Consider the following 18,022-nt stretch of genomic DNA (forward strand, 5'->3'; position numbering starts at 1 on the left):
TTAATCAGAGAAAATCAATCGATTTTTCTATTACATTAAATTTATGAAAGACATTAAATTGATTGTCACCGATATGGATGGCACTTTTCTAAATTCTCAATACGAAGTCAGTCCGGATTTTCCTCAGATTTATCAGGAATTGAAGAAGAGAAATATCCTTTTCGTGCCTGCAAGCGGAAGACAAATGCCGGGAATTACGCAGTATTTTACAGAAATTGAAAATGAAATCGGTTTTATTGCTGAGAACGGTGGTTATGTTATCTATAAAAATGAGGAATTATTTGCAGATAAACTGGATCATCAATTCATAGTCGAAATTATAAAAACCATCCGTGAAATACCTGGTGCGAGAGCTGTTCTTTCTGCAAAGAAAAAAGCGTACTATGAAAGCGAGGATGAAGCATTTGTGAATTATTTTACCAGATATTATACGGAAAATCAGAAAGTTGATGATTTGACTTTGGAGGTGGATGATGATGCTTTTAAGATTGCTATTTACCATCCGGAAGGTTCAGAGAAAAATATCTATCCATATCTTAAACATTTTGAAAATGAGAATCTTGAGGTTGTAGTCTCAGGAAAATACTGGGTTGATATTATGAACCGAAACATCAATAAGGGAAAAGCTCTGGAAATTATTCAGAAAAAATTAAATATCCTTCCTTCTGAAACAATGGCTTTTGGCGATTATATGAATGATATTGAAATGCTGAAAAACTCCAAATTTTCCTATGCAATGCAAAATGCACACCCGGTTGTAAAAGAAAATGCAACTTATTCTGCTCTTACAAATGATGACTTCGGTGTAGTAAGTACTATCAGAGATTATTTGAAATTATAATTAAAGTCAACAGGATTCTAATAAAAAATAGCGTCACTTTTAATGACGCTATTTGATTTTGATTATGTGACCTCGACAGGATTCAAACCTGTAACCTTCTGAGCCGTAATCAGATGCGCTATTCAGTTGCGCCACGAGGCCCTGTTTAAAGGTTTGCAAATATAGTACTTTTTTGCTTTCTTTGGAAGATGAAACGCATTTTTTTACTTTTAATTTTCTTTCTTTTTGCATTTTCTTGTAAAAAAGAAATTTCAAAATCAGATTTTGGAAATATAACTATCTCGGAAAGAGTTAATTATTCGGATGATTCAAAAAATCTGGTTATTAACTCAGGAAAATTTAAAAATGTCATTCCAAAAGAAAAATTACCATTTCAGAAAGCAATGTTGCTTAATTCAAGCTTGATTGGCTACTTTTCTGAACTTAATCTGGAAAATAAAATAACAGGCGTTTCAAGTCCCGAGTATATTTTTTCAGAAAAAATCCATCAGTTAATTAATCAAAATCAAATTCTCAATATCGGAAACGAACAGAAGTATAATATTGAGAGAATTCTTTCTAATAAACCGGACGTTATTTTTACCAACTATGTTCCCAATTTTGCCAATACTTATGACATCTTAAAGAAAAACGGAATCACATTGATTTTCCTGGACGAATTTCTAGAGCAAAATCCATTAGAAAAGTCAAAATATCTTTTGTTATTTGGAAAACTATTTGGAGCAGAAGAACAAGCAGAGGAAACGTTTAAAAATATTGAGAACAATTATAAAAAAATTCAAGCCTTAGCATCCAAAACAGCAAACAAACCAAATATTCTCTGCAATGAAATGTATGGAAGTCAATGGTTTTTACCAGGCGGGAATTCCTTTGTCGCAAGATTAATCAATGATGCTGGGGGGCATTATATTCTGAAAGACAACAAAGAATCATCTTCTGTGCCTTTGAGTTTTGAGGAAGTTTTTGTGAAATCAGAGAATGTCAATTATTGGATCAATATCAGTCCGCATAGGAACAAAAAAGAATTATTGACTCTCAATCCAAATTACAGCAAAATGAAAGTCTTCAATTCTGGGAACTTATATATGATAAACAATCGCGAAAAAGACAATGCCAATGACTATTTCGAATCGGGTGTTGTAAGATGCGATTTGGTTTTGAGAGATTATTTCAAGATATTTCATCCGGAAGATGTAACTTTCAAATCAGAACCTTTAATTTATATGAAAGCGCTCAAATAATGAAAGAACAGAATTATAAAGTCGATTTTTTTGTTGGGATTTTATTGGTTGTCGGGCTGTTTATCGGTCAGTCGTTGATGTATGCAATTGGTTTAGGATTGTCTGCGTTATTTGGACAGGATATTAGTGATACTGGGATTTTTAATATTTTGATGTATACGGCAACAATGGTAGTTCCCATTCTCTTTTTCGATTTTTTTATTGTAAGAAAAGACGGAAACAAACTCAATTTCGATTTCTCAACCAAACCATTTCGGGTTTATCTATTGATATTTCCAATGATGTTCGGGATGATGCTGGTTGCAGATTACACCACACAACTCATTCCGACTACAGGCGATTTACTTGGCGAGATTTACAAAATGTACTCAGAACAATTTGCAAAACTCGCTAAAGAACCAGTTTCATTACTGATAATGACCGTCATTCTGGCGCCAATTCTGGAAGAAATCCTTTTTAGAGGCATCATTATGAAAGGAATGCTGAATAACAAAGTCAAACCAGTTACGGCAATTATTGTTTCGGCATTCATTTTCGGCGTTGTCCATTTCAATCCGTGGCAATTTGCGGGCGCATTGCTGCTCGGTTTGGTATTAGGTTTGGTGTATTACAAAACCAAATCGCTGCTGATGCCAATTTTGCTTCATGCATTCAACAATTTGTTGTCGGCGATGATGATGTTATACTCAGATTCAGAAACGTTTTCTGATTTGTTAAAAATTAAACCTGAACTACTATTAGCAGCAGGATTAGCGATTTTTATAATACCGTTTTATTTTTTCGCAATCCAGAAGAATATTATTTATAAAGATTAAATTTAGGGCAGCTTAATCCGTCTTCCGCTCCCAATCTTTTTTGCAGAGATTTTTCAGATTAAATAGAAATTGAGTACAAGCAAAAAAGGATTTCCGCTCAAGCCGGGCTGCAATTTGGTCATAAAAACAAATGTCAAGAAAATAGAACATTTCAAACATAATCAATGATAATTTATCAACCATCAATTATATATAAATGGAGATTTTAGTAGCAACACATAATTTACATAAAAAAGAAGAGATACAGCAGATATTAGGAACCGATTATGTTGTGACCAGTTTATCGGACTACGATTTGAATGAAGAAATCATCGAGGACGGTGATACTTTCCAGGCCAATGCCCTTATCAAAGCTAAATACTGTTTCGAGAAGACAGGCAAACCAAGTGTTGGTGATGACAGTGGACTGGTTGTAGAAGCATTAGGTGGGCGGCCGGGCATTTTTTCTGCGCGATATGCTGGCAATCACAATTTCAAAAAAAATATCGAAAAAGTTTTGGAAGAAATGAAGGATCAACCAAATAGAAGAGCCTACTTCATAACTGTTTTGTGTTACAAAGATGAGGGCGGCGAGCATTATTTCGAAGGCCGGGTTTATGGTAACTTGACAAAAGAAGTTTTCGGAGAAGAAGGGTTTGGTTATGACCCGATTTTTGTTCCGGACGATTACAATTTGACTTTTGCTGAGATGCAGCCCGAAGAAAAAAATAAAATCAGTCACAGAAGTGAAGCTTTGAAAAAATTCTTAGACTTTCTCAATTCCAGAGGGGGTGTTGTGTGATTTTTATAATGTTTTTGTATCTTTACCTCGTAATTTCAATACATCTAAGAAAAATTGAGTACATATCTTACAATTTTAGGATTCAATTCAGCAATTCCGACTATTAACTCTTCTCCGACTTCTCAGTTTCTGGAAATGGAAGAACGTCATTTCCTTATAGATTGTGGCGAAGGAACTCAGGTGCAGATGCGTAAGGCTAAAGTCCGTTTTTCTAAGATTAATCATATTTTCATTTCACATCTTCATGGTGATCATTGTTTTGGTTTGCCGGGATTGGTAGCGTCTTTCCGATTATTAGGAAGAAAAACCCCGCTGAATATCTACGGCCCAAAAGGTATCAAGAAAATGATGGATACTATTTTTGAAATTACAGAAACATACAAAGGTTTTGAAGTCATTTATCACGAGCTAGAGGGTAAAGAATCTGTAAAAATCTATGAAGACAAAAGGGTAGAGGTTTTCACTATTCCACTTAATCACAGGATCTATTGCAATGGTTACCTTTTCAGGGAAAAACCAAAAGAGCGTCATCTGAACATGAAGGAGATTTCCAAATATAAAGAAATCGAGATCTGTGATTTCCAGAATCTACGTTTAGGAAAAGACTTTGTAACGGAAGATGGAACCGTCATCAATAATGCATTACTGACGACAGATCCAAAACCATCGGTTTCTTATGCATTCTGCAGTGATACCAAATATAAAGAAGACATTATCCAGATCATAGAAAATGTAGATATTCTCTACCACGAATCCACTTTCCTTCATAATCTGAAAGAAATGGCAGATTATACGGGGCATTCCACTGCTTTGGAAGCTGCAACTATAGCCAAAAAAGCACAAGTCGGAAAGCTGATTTTAGGACATTTTTCCAATCGTTACAGTGACTTAAGTGTTATGACGGATGAGGCAAGACAGATTTTTCCTAACTCTTTTCTGCCGAAAGCTTTGGAAACGATAAAAATTGGTTAGACAACATCGATACTTACTATACATATTGCTAATGTGATACATAGCAATGCTGCAAAAAAAAGCACATCAGCAAAATTTTCGAGCTTTCCGGAAACCTTTTCTTTGTCAGTTTTAATAGCAAGAAATGAAAGTGTACAGCTCATTACTAAACATAAAATAGCACAAACTGCAAACTCGTTTAGGTAAGAATGATGCTGAAATTTTGCAATTTTCAAGGATGTCAGGATCACAAGACAAAACCCTAATAGATTTGTTGATGCATTAAGTATATGTGGTGCAGTTTTTCTCATTTAATTTATTTTGTTTAAAAATATCAAAATATCGTATAGTCTTACCGATCTTTATGATAGTTTATGATTAATTAAAAATTCTTTAAAAAGTCAAAATGTCATTTTCACAAAAATTAGCTAAAAAATTTTATATTTGTCAAAACTCTTTGATATGCAATCAACTTATATAGAAACTCAACAGATCTCTTTTCAGGACTTCAAAAACAGTATTCTGGATGATTATCGATTAGGAAGAATTTCCCGCGAGATGTCATACTTAGGAAGACGGGAAGTACTTACTGGTAAAGCAAAATTCGGAATTTTTGGAGATGGTAAAGAATTGCCGCAACTGGCAATGGCAAAAGTTTTCAGAAATGGAGATTTCCGCTCTGGCTATTACAGGGATCAGACTTTTGCTTTGGCAATTGATGCGGTTTCTGTAGAAAGTTTTTTTGCTCAGTTATATGCTGATACAAGTGTAGAAAGAGAACCAGCTTCAGCAGGTCGTCAAATGAACGGGCATTACGCTACAAGAAGCCTAAATGCTGATGGAAGTTGGAAAGATTTGACAGCTCAGAAAAATATCTCATCTGATATCTCTCCAACGGCGGGACAAATGCCGAGGTTGTTAGGACTGGCTCAGGCTTCTAAAATTTATAAATCTGTAAAATTTGAAGGTTCTGAGAAATTTTCGAAAGACGGAAACGAAGTTGCTTTTGGAACAATTGGTGACGCTTCTACAGCAGAAGGCCATTTCTGGGAAACTCTGAATGCGGCTTGTGCATTACAGGTTCCAATGATCGTTTCGATTTGGGACGATGGTTACGGAATTTCGGTTCCTACTCAGAATCAAAGAGCAAAAGCGGATATATCCGAAATGCTTTCAGGTTTTCAGAGAAATGAAGGTGAAAATCAAGGCTGTGAAATTATCCAGGTAAAAGCCTGGGATTATCCGGCGCTGATGGAAGCTTATGCGAAAGCCGAACATTTTGCCAGATATGAAAGTGTTCCTGTTGTAATACATGTAACGGAAGTAACACAGCCGCAAGGCCATTCAACATCTGGTTCGCATGAGCGTTATAAATCTGAAGACAGATTAAGCTGGGAATCTGAATTTGATGGATTAATTAAATTCAGAGAATGGATTTTGGATTACAGCATCGAAATCGAAGGCCAGGAAGAAGTTTTGGCAACCGCTGAGGAGTTAGATTCAATTGATTCGGAGGCTAAAAAATTAGTAAAAGAAGGACAAAAAAAAGCTTGGGAAGCTTACCAAAAAACAATTTCTGATCTTAAGTCTGACGTTTTACCTTTAGTAGAATCCATTAAAAACCAAAACTTCGAAATTGGAAATTTGATCGAGACTTTCAATAAAATCATTTCTGTGAGCAAAAAGGATGTTTTCCAATTGATAAGAAAGACATTATTGTTGACAAGGAACCAAGATTCAGCTGAAAGAAATATATTGAAATCGAAATACGAAGAAATCTTAAAAATCGAAAAAGATAATTATTCTTCTCATCTGTATTCTGAATCGGAATGGAAAGCGACTAATGTTAAAGAGATCAAACCGATATTTTCTGATTCTTCCGAAGAAGTAGATGGTAGAGTAGTTGTAAGAAATAACTTTGATAAAATCTTTGAAAAATATCCTCAATCTTTGGTTTTTGGCGAAGATACGGGAAATATCGGAGACGTCAACCAAGGTTTGGAAGGACTACAGGAAAAATATGGTGATGTAAGAATCGCTGATACAGGAATCCGTGAAGCTACAATTCTTGGACAAGGAATTGGAATGGCAATGAGAGGTTTGAAACCAATAGCGGAAATCCAATATCTTGATTATATTTTGTATTGTCTTCAAGGGATGAGCGACGATTTGGCAACGGTTCAATACAGGACCAAAGGCGGGCAAAAAGCACCTGTCATTATCAGGACGAGAGGTCACAGGTTGGAAGGTGTATGGCATTCCGGTTCGCCAATGGCAGGAATTCTTAATCTTTCCAAAGGGATCAATATTTTGGTTCCAAGAAATTTGACAAAAGCCGCAGGATTTTACAATACGATGCTCCAAAGTGACGAACCAGCCGTGATTGTAGAATGTCTGAACGGTTACAGACTGAAAGAAAAACAGCCGGATAACTTAGGAGAATTCACAGTTCCAGTTGGAAAAATAGAAGTAACAAAAGAAGGTACAGATGTAACTTTAGTAACTTATGGTTCTACCTGGAGAATTGTGACTGAAGCTGCAAATGAATTGGAAAAATTAGGGATTTCTGCAGAAGTTATTGATGTTCAGTCCCTGATTCCATTTGATCTATCTCACGAGATTGCTGAGAGTGTGAAAAAAACAAACCGATTGGTAATAATAGATGAAGATGTTGAAGGAGGAACTTCGGCGTTTATTCTTCAGCAGATTTTGGAAAAACAAAAAGCCTTCAGATATTTGGATTCGGATCCGTTGACAATTTCTGCTGAGAATCACAGGCCAGCTTATGCAAGTGACGGAGATTATTTCAGTAAGCCTTCCGCAGATGATATTGTGGAAAAAGTATATCAATTGTTCAATGAATTGAATCCGGGGAAATATCCAGCGATTTACTAAATTGAAATTTTAAAATAAGCCAAATAAACCTTTTGAAGATTCTATTTTCAAAAGGTTATTTTTTTGCAGATCTTCTATGAAAGATTCTTCATTATGAAAACGGATATCAATATTTTCGAAAGTTGATTTTCGGTAAGCATAACCTTCCATAAAGTCTTTGTTATCATTCCATTGCTGCAGATCCATCTTTCTCATCCATCTGATAAAATTTGTATGAGAATCTGTCCGGAAGCTTTTGTTTCTTTTTAACAAAGTATACTTCATTAGATGTAAAGTTTTCAGCAAATGTAACGAAATCAATTTATTTTTTTTATTAATTAAAAATTAATTTTTATGTATACATTTTATAAACAAAATATTATTTGAATATTAAGTTTCTTAATTAAACCTAGATTATATTATTTTCAATTATTATTGAAAGTTTAGAAATTTTAATTATATTTGTACAAGAATTCAAATCAATAAAAAATGAAACTCGACGAAGCTAAGGAGAAATACATACAAACCTGGGGAACATTTGCAACCAATTGGGGTATCAACAGAACAATGGCGCAGGTTCATGCTTTGCTTTTAGCAGAAGGCAAACCTTTATCCACGGATGAAGTGATGGATAAACTGGAAATCTCAAGAGGGAATGCCAATATGAATCTTCGGAATCTGATGGACTGGGGAATTGTAAAAAAAGAACTGGTAAAAGGTGACAGAAAAGAATATTTTGTTGCCGAGAAAGATGTTTGGTTTCTTTTCAAACAGATTACAAAAGAACGCAGAAAGCGGGAAATAGAACCTGTTGTTTCATTTTTGGAAGAGCTGAAGAATGTAGATGAAGATTCCGAAGAAGCAAAACAATTTGTTAAACTAATGGATGATTTTGGAAACGTAACCAACAAAATCAACAATATAATGGACTTAGCAATAAAAAGTGATGATCACTGGCTGGTAGGGAAAATTACCAGCTTGTTAAAATAAAAAAGGATCAATCCTTTTTTATTTCGGATTAATTTTCAAAAATTACTGAAAATATAAAATGTTTAAAATTATGAAAAACCTGTTATTTAGGATTTTTATGACAATTCTTTTCAGAAATAGCAAAAGAACAAAAGGCGATTTCCTCAAACAATAAAATCAAGCAAAATGAAAACATTACAAAATCACATTCTCATTTATGACAATGATTGTCCATTGTGCAATATCTATTCAAAAGGGTTTGTCAAATCCGGGATGTTGGATAAAAACGGCAGAGAAGCTTTTTCAGAAATCACATCCGAAACCAAAAATAAGATTGATGTTCATCGGTCAAAAAATGAAATCGCATTGATTGATACAAAAAATAATAGAGTAATCTACGGATTAGAAAGCCTACTCACAATCATCGGTAATTCTTTTCCGATTTTGGAAAAATTTGCAAGAATAAAACCTTTTCATTGGTTTTTTCAGAGACTTTACAAATTCGTTTCTTACAATAGAAAACAAATTATTCCTTCAGAAAAAGATTTGACAGAAGACAATTGCGTTCCGGATTTTAATCTAAAATATAGACTGTTTTACCTTGCTTTTGTTTTATTGTTTTCCGCTTATGTTTTAGGATTTTATAATCAAAGATTGTTTCCGAATTTCAAAAATAATTTTGGTCTCGAATTTTTCATCTGCTGTATGCAAATTGTTTGGCAAGGAACATTTATGGGAATTTATCTCAAACACAGAATTTGGGATTATCTTGGAAATATGATGACCGTTTCTTTGCTTGGAACATTACTTTTAATTCCCGCTTTATTCTTCAATTTTAGCCAAGTATTCTATTTTATCTACTTCGGAATTGTAGTATTCATAATGTTTTTAGAACATTTGAGACGATGCAGAATTCTGAAATTCGGAATAATTCCAACCATTTCCTGGATGTTGTTCAGAATCACTTTCGGAGCTATTCTCTTATACATTGTTTCTAATTCTTAAATGATTGGACGCTTAATATCCTTCCTCTTTTCCGCTTATCATTCTGAAGTTCTAGAAGAGTCCGCTCAAGCCTACGCGAGTTTCGCAAAATAACATTAGGCAGTAAAAAGAAATTAACAACTTAAAATTGATCAAAATGAAAATAATCATTGCAGCTGGAACCGGTTTCCTTGGACGAAATCTCGAAAACTATTTTCTTGATAAAAATTACGAAGTCAAAATATTGACAAGAAACCCAAAGCGTAAAAACGAAATTTTTTGGGACGCAAAAACAATCGGGATTTGGAAAGACGAGCTGGAACATGCAGATGTTCTCATTAATCTTGCCGGGAAGTCAGTAGACTGTCGTTATAATGATAAGAACAGGAAAGAAATCTACAATTCCAGAATAGATTCAACAAGAGTTTTGCAAAGCGCTATTGATGAATGTCAAAATCTACCAAAAATCTGGCTGAACGCCGGTTCTGCGACAATTTATGTCCATTCAGAAACACATCTTAACACAGAGAAAAACGGGATTATCGGCGACGATTTTTCTATGAATATCTGTAAATCTTGGGAAAAAGAATTCTTCAAAATAGAAAATGAAAATGTTAGAAAAGTGGCGCTTAGAACTTCTATTGTTCTTGGAAAAAATGGAGGCGCTTTTCCCAAATTTAAACAAATTTCAAAATTAGGTTTAGGCGGAAAGCAGGGTAGAGGCAATCAGTTGATGAGCTGGATTCATATTGATGATTTTTGTGAAGCCGTTAATTTTATTATTGAAAACGAAAACTTTGAAGGCGCAATTAACATTACAGCTCCAAAATCTTTATCTAACGAAGATATGATGGGCCAAATTCGGAAAAAGATTAAAGTCTCATTTGGAATTCCAAGTCCAGTTTGGTTATTGGAATTAGCTTCAGTCTTCATCAAAACAGAAACAGAACTTATGTTAAAAAGCAGGAATGTCTATCCTGAGATTTTGTTGGAAAATGATTTCAAATTTCGATATGATACTTTTGAAAAAGCCTTAGAAGAATTATAATTTGATTTAATAAAAAACACTTCGACTACGCTCAATGTGACATACTTAATACTAAACATTTCAATATAGTAATATCAGTCTGGGAGGAGCCGAAGACTTTCAACTAAATAATAATTAATTTCAAAACTTTGGAAGTCGGCTTTTCAAAGTTTTTTCATAAATTTTCAAAATAATTCCAACCTTTTTTGAACTATCGCATCTTTCCTTATAAAAGCTAATGTATGGAACACGACATATACTTAAGATGCAGAAATAAAGACCGCAACGCACAGCGGAAACTTTATGAAGAATATGCAGGACGATTCTTCGCGGCTTGTAAGCGTTACTTGAAAAACGATGAAGATGCGGAGGAAGTTTTAGCAGATTCTTTCTACATTATTTTCACAAAAATGGAACAGCTCAAAGATTTTCAGGTTTTTGATGCCTGGGCAAAGAAAATTGTGGTGAATCAATGTCTTCAGAAGCTTCGCAAGAAACAGCCGTTTTCGATCTCGATTGAGGAGAATTTTGTGGATTTACCCGATTCAGAAACAGAAAATGTTTCAGAAGAAAAAGGCATTTTATCTCTTCTTAATTTCCTTCCGGAAGGTTGCAGAACAATTTTCAATCTTTTTGCGATGGAAGGTTATCCTCACAAAGAAATTGCGCAAATGCTTTCTATCTCAGAAGGAACATCCAAATCTCAGGTGAATTTTGCTCGTAAGAAATTGCAGGAGCTTATGAAACTTCAAACAATTAATTCTTAAAGTTAAAAAAAATGGAAAATCAAGATATCGATAAAATGTTCAACGATGCTGGGAAATCAGCAGAAGAAAATCCAACATTTCCTGATTTTGAAAAAGTTTGGGAAAAAGTTGAAAAAAAGCTAGATAAGAAAGAACAGAAGAAAAGAATCATCCCGGTTTGGTTGCCTTACGGAATGGTTGCTGGTTTGGCTTTGACATTTGGTGTTTTATATTTTACAAATGACAGCAAAGTTAAAATTGAGTCTCAAATTGCTGATAGAATTGAAGGAAAACCAATCAATCCTAACCTAATTGAAATTCCGAAAAAAGTACAGGAAATTAATAAAAAATTTGGTGAGAATTTGGCAAAAAATCCAATAAAACCAATGGAAGCGAAAGATATTATTGCCTATCATAATCCTAAGCCAAAAAAGAATGAAATAGATGACTTATACCAAAAATTAAGACAAGAATATAAAACGGACGACATTTCTATCGAAAAAGCCAAAAATGGGAAAATTATAGCGTCTGTGAATAATCAACCAACTTTTAATTTTCAAAGAAAAAGTTTTCGAGGAATTGAACTTGAAAGAAAAAACAATGATGCTGGTTTTTCAGATAAAAAAGCAGCGTACACAACCGATGAAAAGATTGTTAAAAGAATTGAATTCGGAAATGTAGATATGCCTCTAAATCAAAAAATAGCATCTTCAGAAACACCTCCGCCACCAATCTCAAAACTTTTGGAAACAACAAGCGGAATTGTTGAAAATTATGTTTACGAACCAGTTTCAGTATACACACCGCCACCTCCGCCTCCAATTACAGCAAAAAGTAGTACAGCTGAAGTGAAATTTTCTAAAGATGCGGTTGCAAAATCTAAAGAATTGTCAGAATTTTTAGCAAGTAGAACAATGTATTCTCCATTATCAGGAAAAGCTGCAGGTCTTGAAATTACCAGATCATCTGCCTCTAAAGATATTATGATTCGTGGAGCCGCTTCTGTTGATTCATCAAAAAAACCTTTGTACATTTTAGACGGAAAAGTGTCTTCTTTGGAATCTATAAAATCCATTAATCCAAAAATTATAGAATCTGTAAAAGTTCTTAAAAAAGAAGCAGCTACAAGTCTTTATGGAGATCAAGCTATAAATGGAGTCGTTATCATCAAAACAAAAAATCTGTCAAAAAAGGAACTAAGAAAATTTAACCGAGAATACAAACTCGAAAATAAAGAACAAGAAGAAATTATACTTCCAGACGCAGGAAAACTAACGGCAGGCGAAGTGAATGATTTTTCCAAATGGAATTATTGGCAAGATATCGCACTGCCTGTTTTGGATCAATACAAAAAAAACTGGAAAATTTTTCCGGACAAAAGAGTTTCGGTTCAATTGACCAATTTTGATAGCAATCCCATTATTGGAAAAAAACTGAAATTGGTAAATGATAACAAAGAAACCGTTTGGGAAAGCATAACCGATAATCGTGGAAATGCCGAATTGTGGATTTCTTCTATCATAAACCAACAAAATATTTTTGGAAATTATAGAATAGAAGATGAGTTTGGAAATGTTCTGTCTGAAAATGTAAAAGAATTCCGAAACGGACAAAATCTGATTAAAATCAACGAAAGTTGTACCAAAAAAAGAGCCTTGGATTTGGTTTTTATGGTAGATGCAACCGGATCTATGGGCGATGAAATTAATTATCTGAAATCTGAATTATTAGACGTTTTGAAAAAAGTAGAATCTAATCTAAAAAATACAAATGTGAGATATGGTTCGGTTTTTTACAGAGATCACGGTGACGATTATGTAACCCGCAAATTCAATTTTTCTAATGATGCCGAAAATCTGATTAATTTTATCAAAAAACAAAACGCAAAAGGTGGCGGCGACCAACCGGAAGCCGTTGTAGAAGCTTTGGAAACTTCGGTTGATGAACTTAGCTGGAGCAACGGAAATGCAACCAAGATAATGTTTCTACTTTTGGATGCACCACCACATTTGTCCGATGAAAACATTGAAAAGCTTCATCAAAAAATTAAATTGGCTGCCAAAAAAGGAATCACTATTATCCCAATTGCAGCAAGTGATACCGATAAACAAACAGAATATCTGATGCGTACTTTTGCACTGTTAACCAACGGAACTTATACTTTTCTTACCAATGACAGCGGAATAGGGAATAATCATATCAAGCCAACGGCAAGTGAATATGAGGTTGAAAAGTTGAATGATTTGTTGTTGAGACTAATTCTTCAACGTTCAACAGTTCCGGATTGTAAAAATGGCGTTACGAAAGAATTTATCAATAAAAAACTGGAAGTCGAAAGTTTGGATAAAAAGGATTTCTCAACCAAAATCTTTCCAAATCCTACCAAAGGCGTTTTCAAAATTGATACAAAAAGAGACATCGAAGAATTTGTTCTATATGATTATACAGGCAAGATATTATTAAGGAAAAATAATTTGAGCAAAGGTTCTAATTCATTTGATATTTCTGGATATCCTCAAAGCGTTTATGTGATTCGGCTGAAATATGGAACAGAATCAGAAACTTTTAAACTGATAAAGAATTAAATGATTAAGCAACTTTTAAAGTTGCTTTTTGTCATACTATGCTTCCAATAATTTTCCGTAAATTCGCATAAAATTTTTTAATCACATGAACTACGATATCATAGTTATAGGAAGTGGGCCTGGCGGTTATGTGACTGCAATCAGAGCTGCTCAATTGGGTTTCAAAACAGCCATTGTCGAAAAAGAAAATCTTGGAGGTATTTGTCTTAACTGGGGTTGTATCCCAACAAAAGCACTTCTGAAATCGGCTCACGTTTTCAATTATTTGAAACATGCCGAGGATTATGGTCTTAATAAAGTGGAGAACCCAGGATTTGACTTCACCAAAGTAATCCAGAGAAGTAGAGGGGTTGCTTCTAAGATGAGCAGTGGAATCCAGTTCCTGATGAAGAAAAATAAAATCGATGTGATCATGGGGACTGCCAAGGTAAAAGCTGGTAAAAAAGTTTCTGTTGTAGATGCTGAAGGAAAAACTACGGAATATACAGGAACACATATTATTATTGCAACCGGAGCACGTTCCAGAGAATTACCAAATCTTCCTCAGGATGGTAAAAAAGTAATCGGATACAGACAGGCACTTTCTCTTCCTGAGCAGCCAAAATCTATGATTGTTGTAGGTTCTGGCGCCATTGGAATTGAGTTTGCTGATTTCTATAATTCTATGGGAACTAAAGTTACCGTGGTGGAATTTTTACCAAACATTGTTCCTTTGGAAGATGAAGAAGTTTCAAAACACGTTGAGAAATCTCTGAAAAAATCAGGTATCGAGATCATGACCAATTCTTCTGTGGAATCTGTGGATACTTCCGGGAATGGCGTAAAGGCAAAAGTAAAAACAGCCAACGGAGAAATTATACTGGAAGCTGATATTCTTCTTTCTGCTGTCGGGATTGCTGCTAACTTAGAAGGAATAGGCTTGGAAGAAGTTGGAATCAAAACCGATAAAGGAAGAGTTTTGGTTAATGAATGGTATGAGACTTCTGTACCTGGCTATTACGCGATCGGTGATATTATCCCAACTCAGGCTTTGGCTCACGTCGCTTCTGCTGAAGGAATCACTTGTGTTGAGAAAATCAAAGGTCTTCATGTTGAAAAAATCGATTATGGCAATATTCCTGGTTGTACCTACTGTCATCCGGAAATTGCTTCCGTTGGTTTGACTGAGAAACAAGCTAAGGAAAAAGGTTATGAGCTTAAAGTGGGCAAATTCCCATTGTCAGCATCAGGAAAAGCGACTGCAAACGGCGATACAGACGGATTTATCAAAGTGATTTTTGATGCAAAATATGGTGAATGGTTAGGATGTCATATGGTTGGCGACGGTGTAACTGATATGATTGCTGAAGCTGTTGTTGCAAGAAAATTGGAAACAACTGGTCACGAGATCATCAAATCTATCCACCCACACCCAACGTTGTCTGAGTCTATTATGGAAGCTGCTGCTGCTGCTTATGGAGAGGTGATTCATATTTAATGAGATTAACATAATATTCATATTATAAAACCACAGATTGTTCTGTGGTTTTTTTAATTTTACTTTATGGAAGATTCAAAGTTGGGATTGGTTTTGTCAGGTGGAGGAACGCGTGGTTTGGCCCATGCAGGAGTATTGAAATTTCTAAATGAAAAAAATATAGAGCCGGATATTATCTCCTGCTGTAGTGCTGGTTCAATCGTTGGTTCTCTTTATGCATTTGGGAAATCACCAGAAGAAATTTTGGATTTTTTCCAGTCTGTATATTTTTTCAACTGGAAACATTTTACATTCAACCAACCGGGCTTGGTTTCATCAGCAATTTTCTCAACTTATCTTAATCCGATTTTTGAAGATTCGACTTTAGGTGATTTGAAAAAAGATGTCAGGATCGTTGCAACGGAACTGATTACTGGACAACAGAAAGTTTTCGAGAAAAATTATAAAGTGGTTGATGCAATTATTGCTTCGTCTTGTATTCCAGGGATTTCCACACCTTATTTTATAGGAACAGAAATGTATAGTGACGGAGGTGTTCTCAATAATTTTCCTGCGGATGTCATTCATAATGAGTGTGATACAATGATAGGTGTTTATGTGACGCCACCACAAGATGTAGAAGCTAATGACCTGAGAAGTATTCGTTCGGTAACTACGCGCGCCTACGAATTATTATCACACAGAACGGAAATTTACAAATTTGCATTTTGTGATTGGTTTATTACTTCCAAAAAACTTTCAAAATATGGAACCTTTGAAAGAAAACCACAAAGATTAGAAGAGATTTTTCAAATCGGTTACGAAGAAGCAAAACGAACTTTTTCCGAAAATGAAGAAGAATTTGAGCAGATTTTTATAAGATGAGATTCAAATTATTTTTTCACCACAAATTTTGCAGTAACGTGCATTATCATCATTGTCTTGGTTACCACATCTTTTGCATTGGAAATTGTTCCTATTTTGTTTTCTGAACTCGGATGTTACAATGCCGGTTGGAACGGCAATAATGCTATAACCGCATAGCATTACAATGATGGAAAGGATTTTTCCTACAGGAGTTCCCGGAGAGATATCGCCGTACCCTACGGTTGTAATGGTGACAACAGCCCAATAAACACTTTGAGGAATACTACTGAATCCATTTTTTCCTCCTTCAACAATATACATCAGTGAGCCAATAATTATGATAAAAATAATCATAAATAAAAGGAAAATATAAATCTTTCTGGAGCTGTGTCGTAATGCAGAAACAATGAATCTCCCATCGTGCATATAGTCGGCAAGATTAAAGATCCTGAAAATCCTGAGTATTCTGAGTATTCTTATAACTGCGACAAAATGCCATACAGGAAAAAATAAACTGATATAAAATGGTATAATTGATAAAAAATCAATGATTCCTAATGGACTGAAAATGTATTCTTTCCTGTCTTTTATACAAATAATTCTCAGGATATATTCTATCGTAAATATCAATGTGATGAAAAACTCGGCGTAATAAAATTCTCGATAATATTGTAGTCTTATGATAGGAATAGTTTCTACCATTAATAGAATGGTAGAAATCAGGATTAATGTCAATAAGCTTATATCAAAAATTTTTCCGGCTTTTGTGTTGGATAAATAAACGATTTCGTAAATTTTTTTTCTCCAGCCTTCTTCCGGAATAAGATCAAATTCTGGTTTTATTTTCATTGATTTAAAATAAAATATGAAGTTAATAAAAAAAATGTAAATAGATTGATAAATTATAGACAAAAGTCTTTTTTATTTGGACAAAAGTCTTATATTTGTAAATATAAAAACAAAGAAATGAAAAAGTATAAGACAATAGACGATTCCAATGTTGTTAATGAGCCTATCGCATTGTATGGTTATCAGAACTTTGATGATGCTGGTGTGTTTAAAATAATAGATATAGCACAAAAGGGTATTTCTTTCAAGTTTTTTGATAATCTGGTGAAGAAGTTTCCGTTCACTTTTCAGGAGTGGGCGGAGTTTTTACATATCTCAGGTAAAACACTGTCTCGCTATCAGAAAGAAGAAAAGACCTTTGACACACTACAGTCAGAAAAGATTCTTCAGATAGAGATGTTATACACAAGAGGAGAGAAGGTGTTTGGTTCTTCAGAGCATTTTTTGATTTGGTTGCAAACAAAGAATGTGGCTTTGGGAAAAACAAAGCCGCAAGATTTGTTAGGAAGTAGTTTTGGGATATCACTTCTTATGGATGAGTTAACTCGTATAGAGCACGGTATTTTAGCGTAGCCATGATAGTTTACAGGCTTTCGAAGGAAGTTTATGCAAACGACCTTTCCGGAAAAGGAGCGGAAATAGCCGGCGGGCGATGGAACAGCAAAGGCAGTGCTGCTTTATACACGGCACAATCCATTGCGCTATGCGTAACGGAAATAGCTGTTCATATTCCTTTGGGGATTTTACCAAAAGATTACCGTTTGATTCATATAGAAATTCCTGATACTGATTTTTTTGAACCCAAAAGATTACCAAAAGACTGGAATACTTTTCCTCATCCCGACAGCACGCAGAAAATTGGAGATCGATTTCTCAAAGAAAACAAATTCCTGTTTATGAAGGTTCATTCTGCGGCTGTACAAGGAGAGTTCAATTATATTATTAATCCAAAACATATTGATTTTTCTGATGTTAAAATCAAGAAAATAGAAAAGTTTACTTTTGATGACAGACTATTCATCAGATAAAAATAGAA

At 34.5% G+C, this 18,022-nt stretch carries 18 protein-coding genes and 1 tRNA gene; 15 read left to right on the forward strand and 4 right to left on the reverse strand.

What is annotated here, in order from left to right; translation table 11 throughout:
• The first annotated feature begins 43 nt into the window (after positions 1-43).
• A complete protein-coding gene (locus AC5P2S_RS08155; protein WP_494556911.1) occupies positions 44-841 on the forward strand; it encodes a Cof-type HAD-IIB family hydrolase in 798 nt (265 codons plus the stop codon).
• Between the two features lie 67 nt (positions 842-908).
• Here the strand turns inward: AC5P2S_RS08155 and AC5P2S_RS08160 are convergent.
• Positions 909-982: transfer RNA gene (locus AC5P2S_RS08160), tRNA-Arg, on the reverse strand.
• Between the two features lie 47 nt (positions 983-1,029).
• On the opposite strand from AC5P2S_RS08160, the gene AC5P2S_RS08165 reads away from it, so the two are divergent.
• From AC5P2S_RS08165 to AC5P2S_RS08180, 4 genes are all read left to right on the forward strand, one after another.
• Entirely contained in the window at positions 1,030-2,082 is a 1,053-nt protein-coding gene (locus AC5P2S_RS08165; protein WP_494556912.1) for an ABC transporter substrate-binding protein, read from the forward strand.
• Entirely contained in the window at positions 2,082-2,897 is an 816-nt protein-coding gene (locus AC5P2S_RS08170) for a CPBP family intramembrane glutamic endopeptidase (protein WP_494556913.1), read from the forward strand. Before AC5P2S_RS08165 ends, AC5P2S_RS08170 begins: the two co-directional genes overlap by 1 nt.
• Before the next feature lie 196 nt (positions 2,898-3,093).
• Entirely contained in the window at positions 3,094-3,678 is a 585-nt protein-coding gene (rdgB, locus tag AC5P2S_RS08175; protein WP_283415209.1) for an RdgB/HAM1 family non-canonical purine NTP pyrophosphatase, read from the forward strand.
• A 54-nt stretch (positions 3,679-3,732) separates the two neighbouring features.
• On the forward strand, positions 3,733-4,650 hold the full coding sequence (locus AC5P2S_RS08180) for a ribonuclease Z (RefSeq protein ID WP_283415210.1): 918 nt from the start codon (positions 3,733-3,735) through the stop codon (positions 4,648-4,650).
• Here AC5P2S_RS08180 and AC5P2S_RS08185 read toward each other — a convergent pair.
• A complete protein-coding gene (locus AC5P2S_RS08185) occupies positions 4,647-4,940 on the reverse strand; it encodes a hypothetical protein (RefSeq protein WP_283415211.1) in 294 nt (97 codons plus the stop codon). The two genes, AC5P2S_RS08180 and AC5P2S_RS08185, sit on opposite strands and share 4 nt — an antisense overlap.
• A 151-nt stretch (positions 4,941-5,091) precedes the next feature.
• Here AC5P2S_RS08185 and AC5P2S_RS08190 point away from each other — a divergent pair, with 151 nt between their 5' ends.
• Entirely contained in the window at positions 5,092-7,524 is a 2,433-nt protein-coding gene (locus AC5P2S_RS08190) for an alpha-ketoacid dehydrogenase subunit alpha/beta (RefSeq protein ID WP_494556914.1), read from the forward strand.
• A 9-nt stretch (positions 7,525-7,533) separates the two neighbouring features.
• Here the strand turns inward: AC5P2S_RS08190 and AC5P2S_RS08195 are convergent, their stop codons facing one another.
• Entirely contained in the window at positions 7,534-7,788 is a 255-nt protein-coding gene (locus tag AC5P2S_RS08195; protein WP_494556915.1) for a hypothetical protein, read from the reverse strand.
• A gap of 204 nt (positions 7,789-7,992) precedes the next feature.
• Here AC5P2S_RS08195 and AC5P2S_RS08200 point away from each other — a divergent pair, with 204 nt between their 5' ends.
• The 7 genes from AC5P2S_RS08200 to AC5P2S_RS08230 all read left to right on the forward strand — a co-directional run bounded on the left by AC5P2S_RS08200 (position 7,993) and on the right by AC5P2S_RS08230 (position 16,155).
• Entirely contained in the window at positions 7,993-8,493 is a 501-nt protein-coding gene (locus AC5P2S_RS08200) for a GbsR/MarR family transcriptional regulator (protein ID WP_283415214.1), read from the forward strand.
• Between the two features lie 165 nt (positions 8,494-8,658).
• Positions 8,659-9,477 carry a DCC1-like thiol-disulfide oxidoreductase family protein gene (locus tag AC5P2S_RS08205; RefSeq protein ID WP_494556916.1) on the forward strand — a complete coding sequence of 273 codons (819 nt, stop codon included), beginning with the start codon at positions 8,659-8,661 and terminating at the stop codon, positions 9,475-9,477.
• A gap of 136 nt (positions 9,478-9,613) precedes the next feature.
• Complete coding sequence (locus AC5P2S_RS08210) at positions 9,614-10,504, forward strand: TIGR01777 family oxidoreductase (protein ID WP_494556917.1); 891 nt, start codon at positions 9,614-9,616, stop codon at positions 10,502-10,504.
• Positions 10,505-10,725: 221 nt separating this feature from the next.
• The gene (locus tag AC5P2S_RS08215; protein WP_494556918.1) at positions 10,726-11,250 is read left to right on the forward strand and encodes an RNA polymerase sigma factor; all 525 of its coding nucleotides are present in this window, start codon (positions 10,726-10,728) and stop codon (positions 11,248-11,250) included.
• A gap of 11 nt (positions 11,251-11,261) precedes the next feature.
• On the forward strand, positions 11,262-13,814 hold the full coding sequence (locus tag AC5P2S_RS08220) for a VWA domain-containing protein (RefSeq protein ID WP_494556919.1): 2,553 nt from the start codon (positions 11,262-11,264) through the stop codon (positions 13,812-13,814).
• An 85-nt stretch (positions 13,815-13,899) separates the two neighbouring features.
• The gene (lpdA, locus tag AC5P2S_RS08225; protein ID WP_494556920.1) at positions 13,900-15,291 is read left to right on the forward strand and encodes a dihydrolipoyl dehydrogenase; all 1,392 of its coding nucleotides are present in this window, start codon (positions 13,900-13,902) and stop codon (positions 15,289-15,291) included.
• Between the two features lie 66 nt (positions 15,292-15,357).
• On the forward strand, positions 15,358-16,155 hold the full coding sequence (locus AC5P2S_RS08230) for a patatin-like phospholipase family protein (protein WP_283415218.1): 798 nt from the start codon (positions 15,358-15,360) through the stop codon (positions 16,153-16,155).
• A gap of 3 nt (positions 16,156-16,158) precedes the next feature.
• Here AC5P2S_RS08230 and AC5P2S_RS08235 read toward each other — a convergent pair whose 3' ends face one another.
• Entirely contained in the window at positions 16,159-16,986 is an 828-nt protein-coding gene (locus AC5P2S_RS08235) for an ion transporter (protein WP_283415219.1), read from the reverse strand.
• 117 nt (positions 16,987-17,103) lie between these two features.
• Here AC5P2S_RS08235 and AC5P2S_RS08240 point away from each other — a divergent pair, with 117 nt between their 5' ends.
• Complete coding sequence (locus tag AC5P2S_RS08240; RefSeq protein WP_494556921.1) at positions 17,104-17,559, forward strand: Xre family toxin-antitoxin system antitoxin; 456 nt, start codon at positions 17,104-17,106, stop codon at positions 17,557-17,559.
• Between the two features lie 2 nt (positions 17,560-17,561).
• Positions 17,562-18,014, forward strand: coding sequence for an RES family NAD+ phosphorylase (locus AC5P2S_RS08245; RefSeq protein ID WP_283415221.1), 453 nt, complete (start codon positions 17,562-17,564; stop codon positions 18,012-18,014).
• The last annotated feature ends 8 nt before the right edge of the window (positions 18,015-18,022 follow it).

The organism is Epilithonimonas sp. 33E (genome assembly GCF_059372615.1).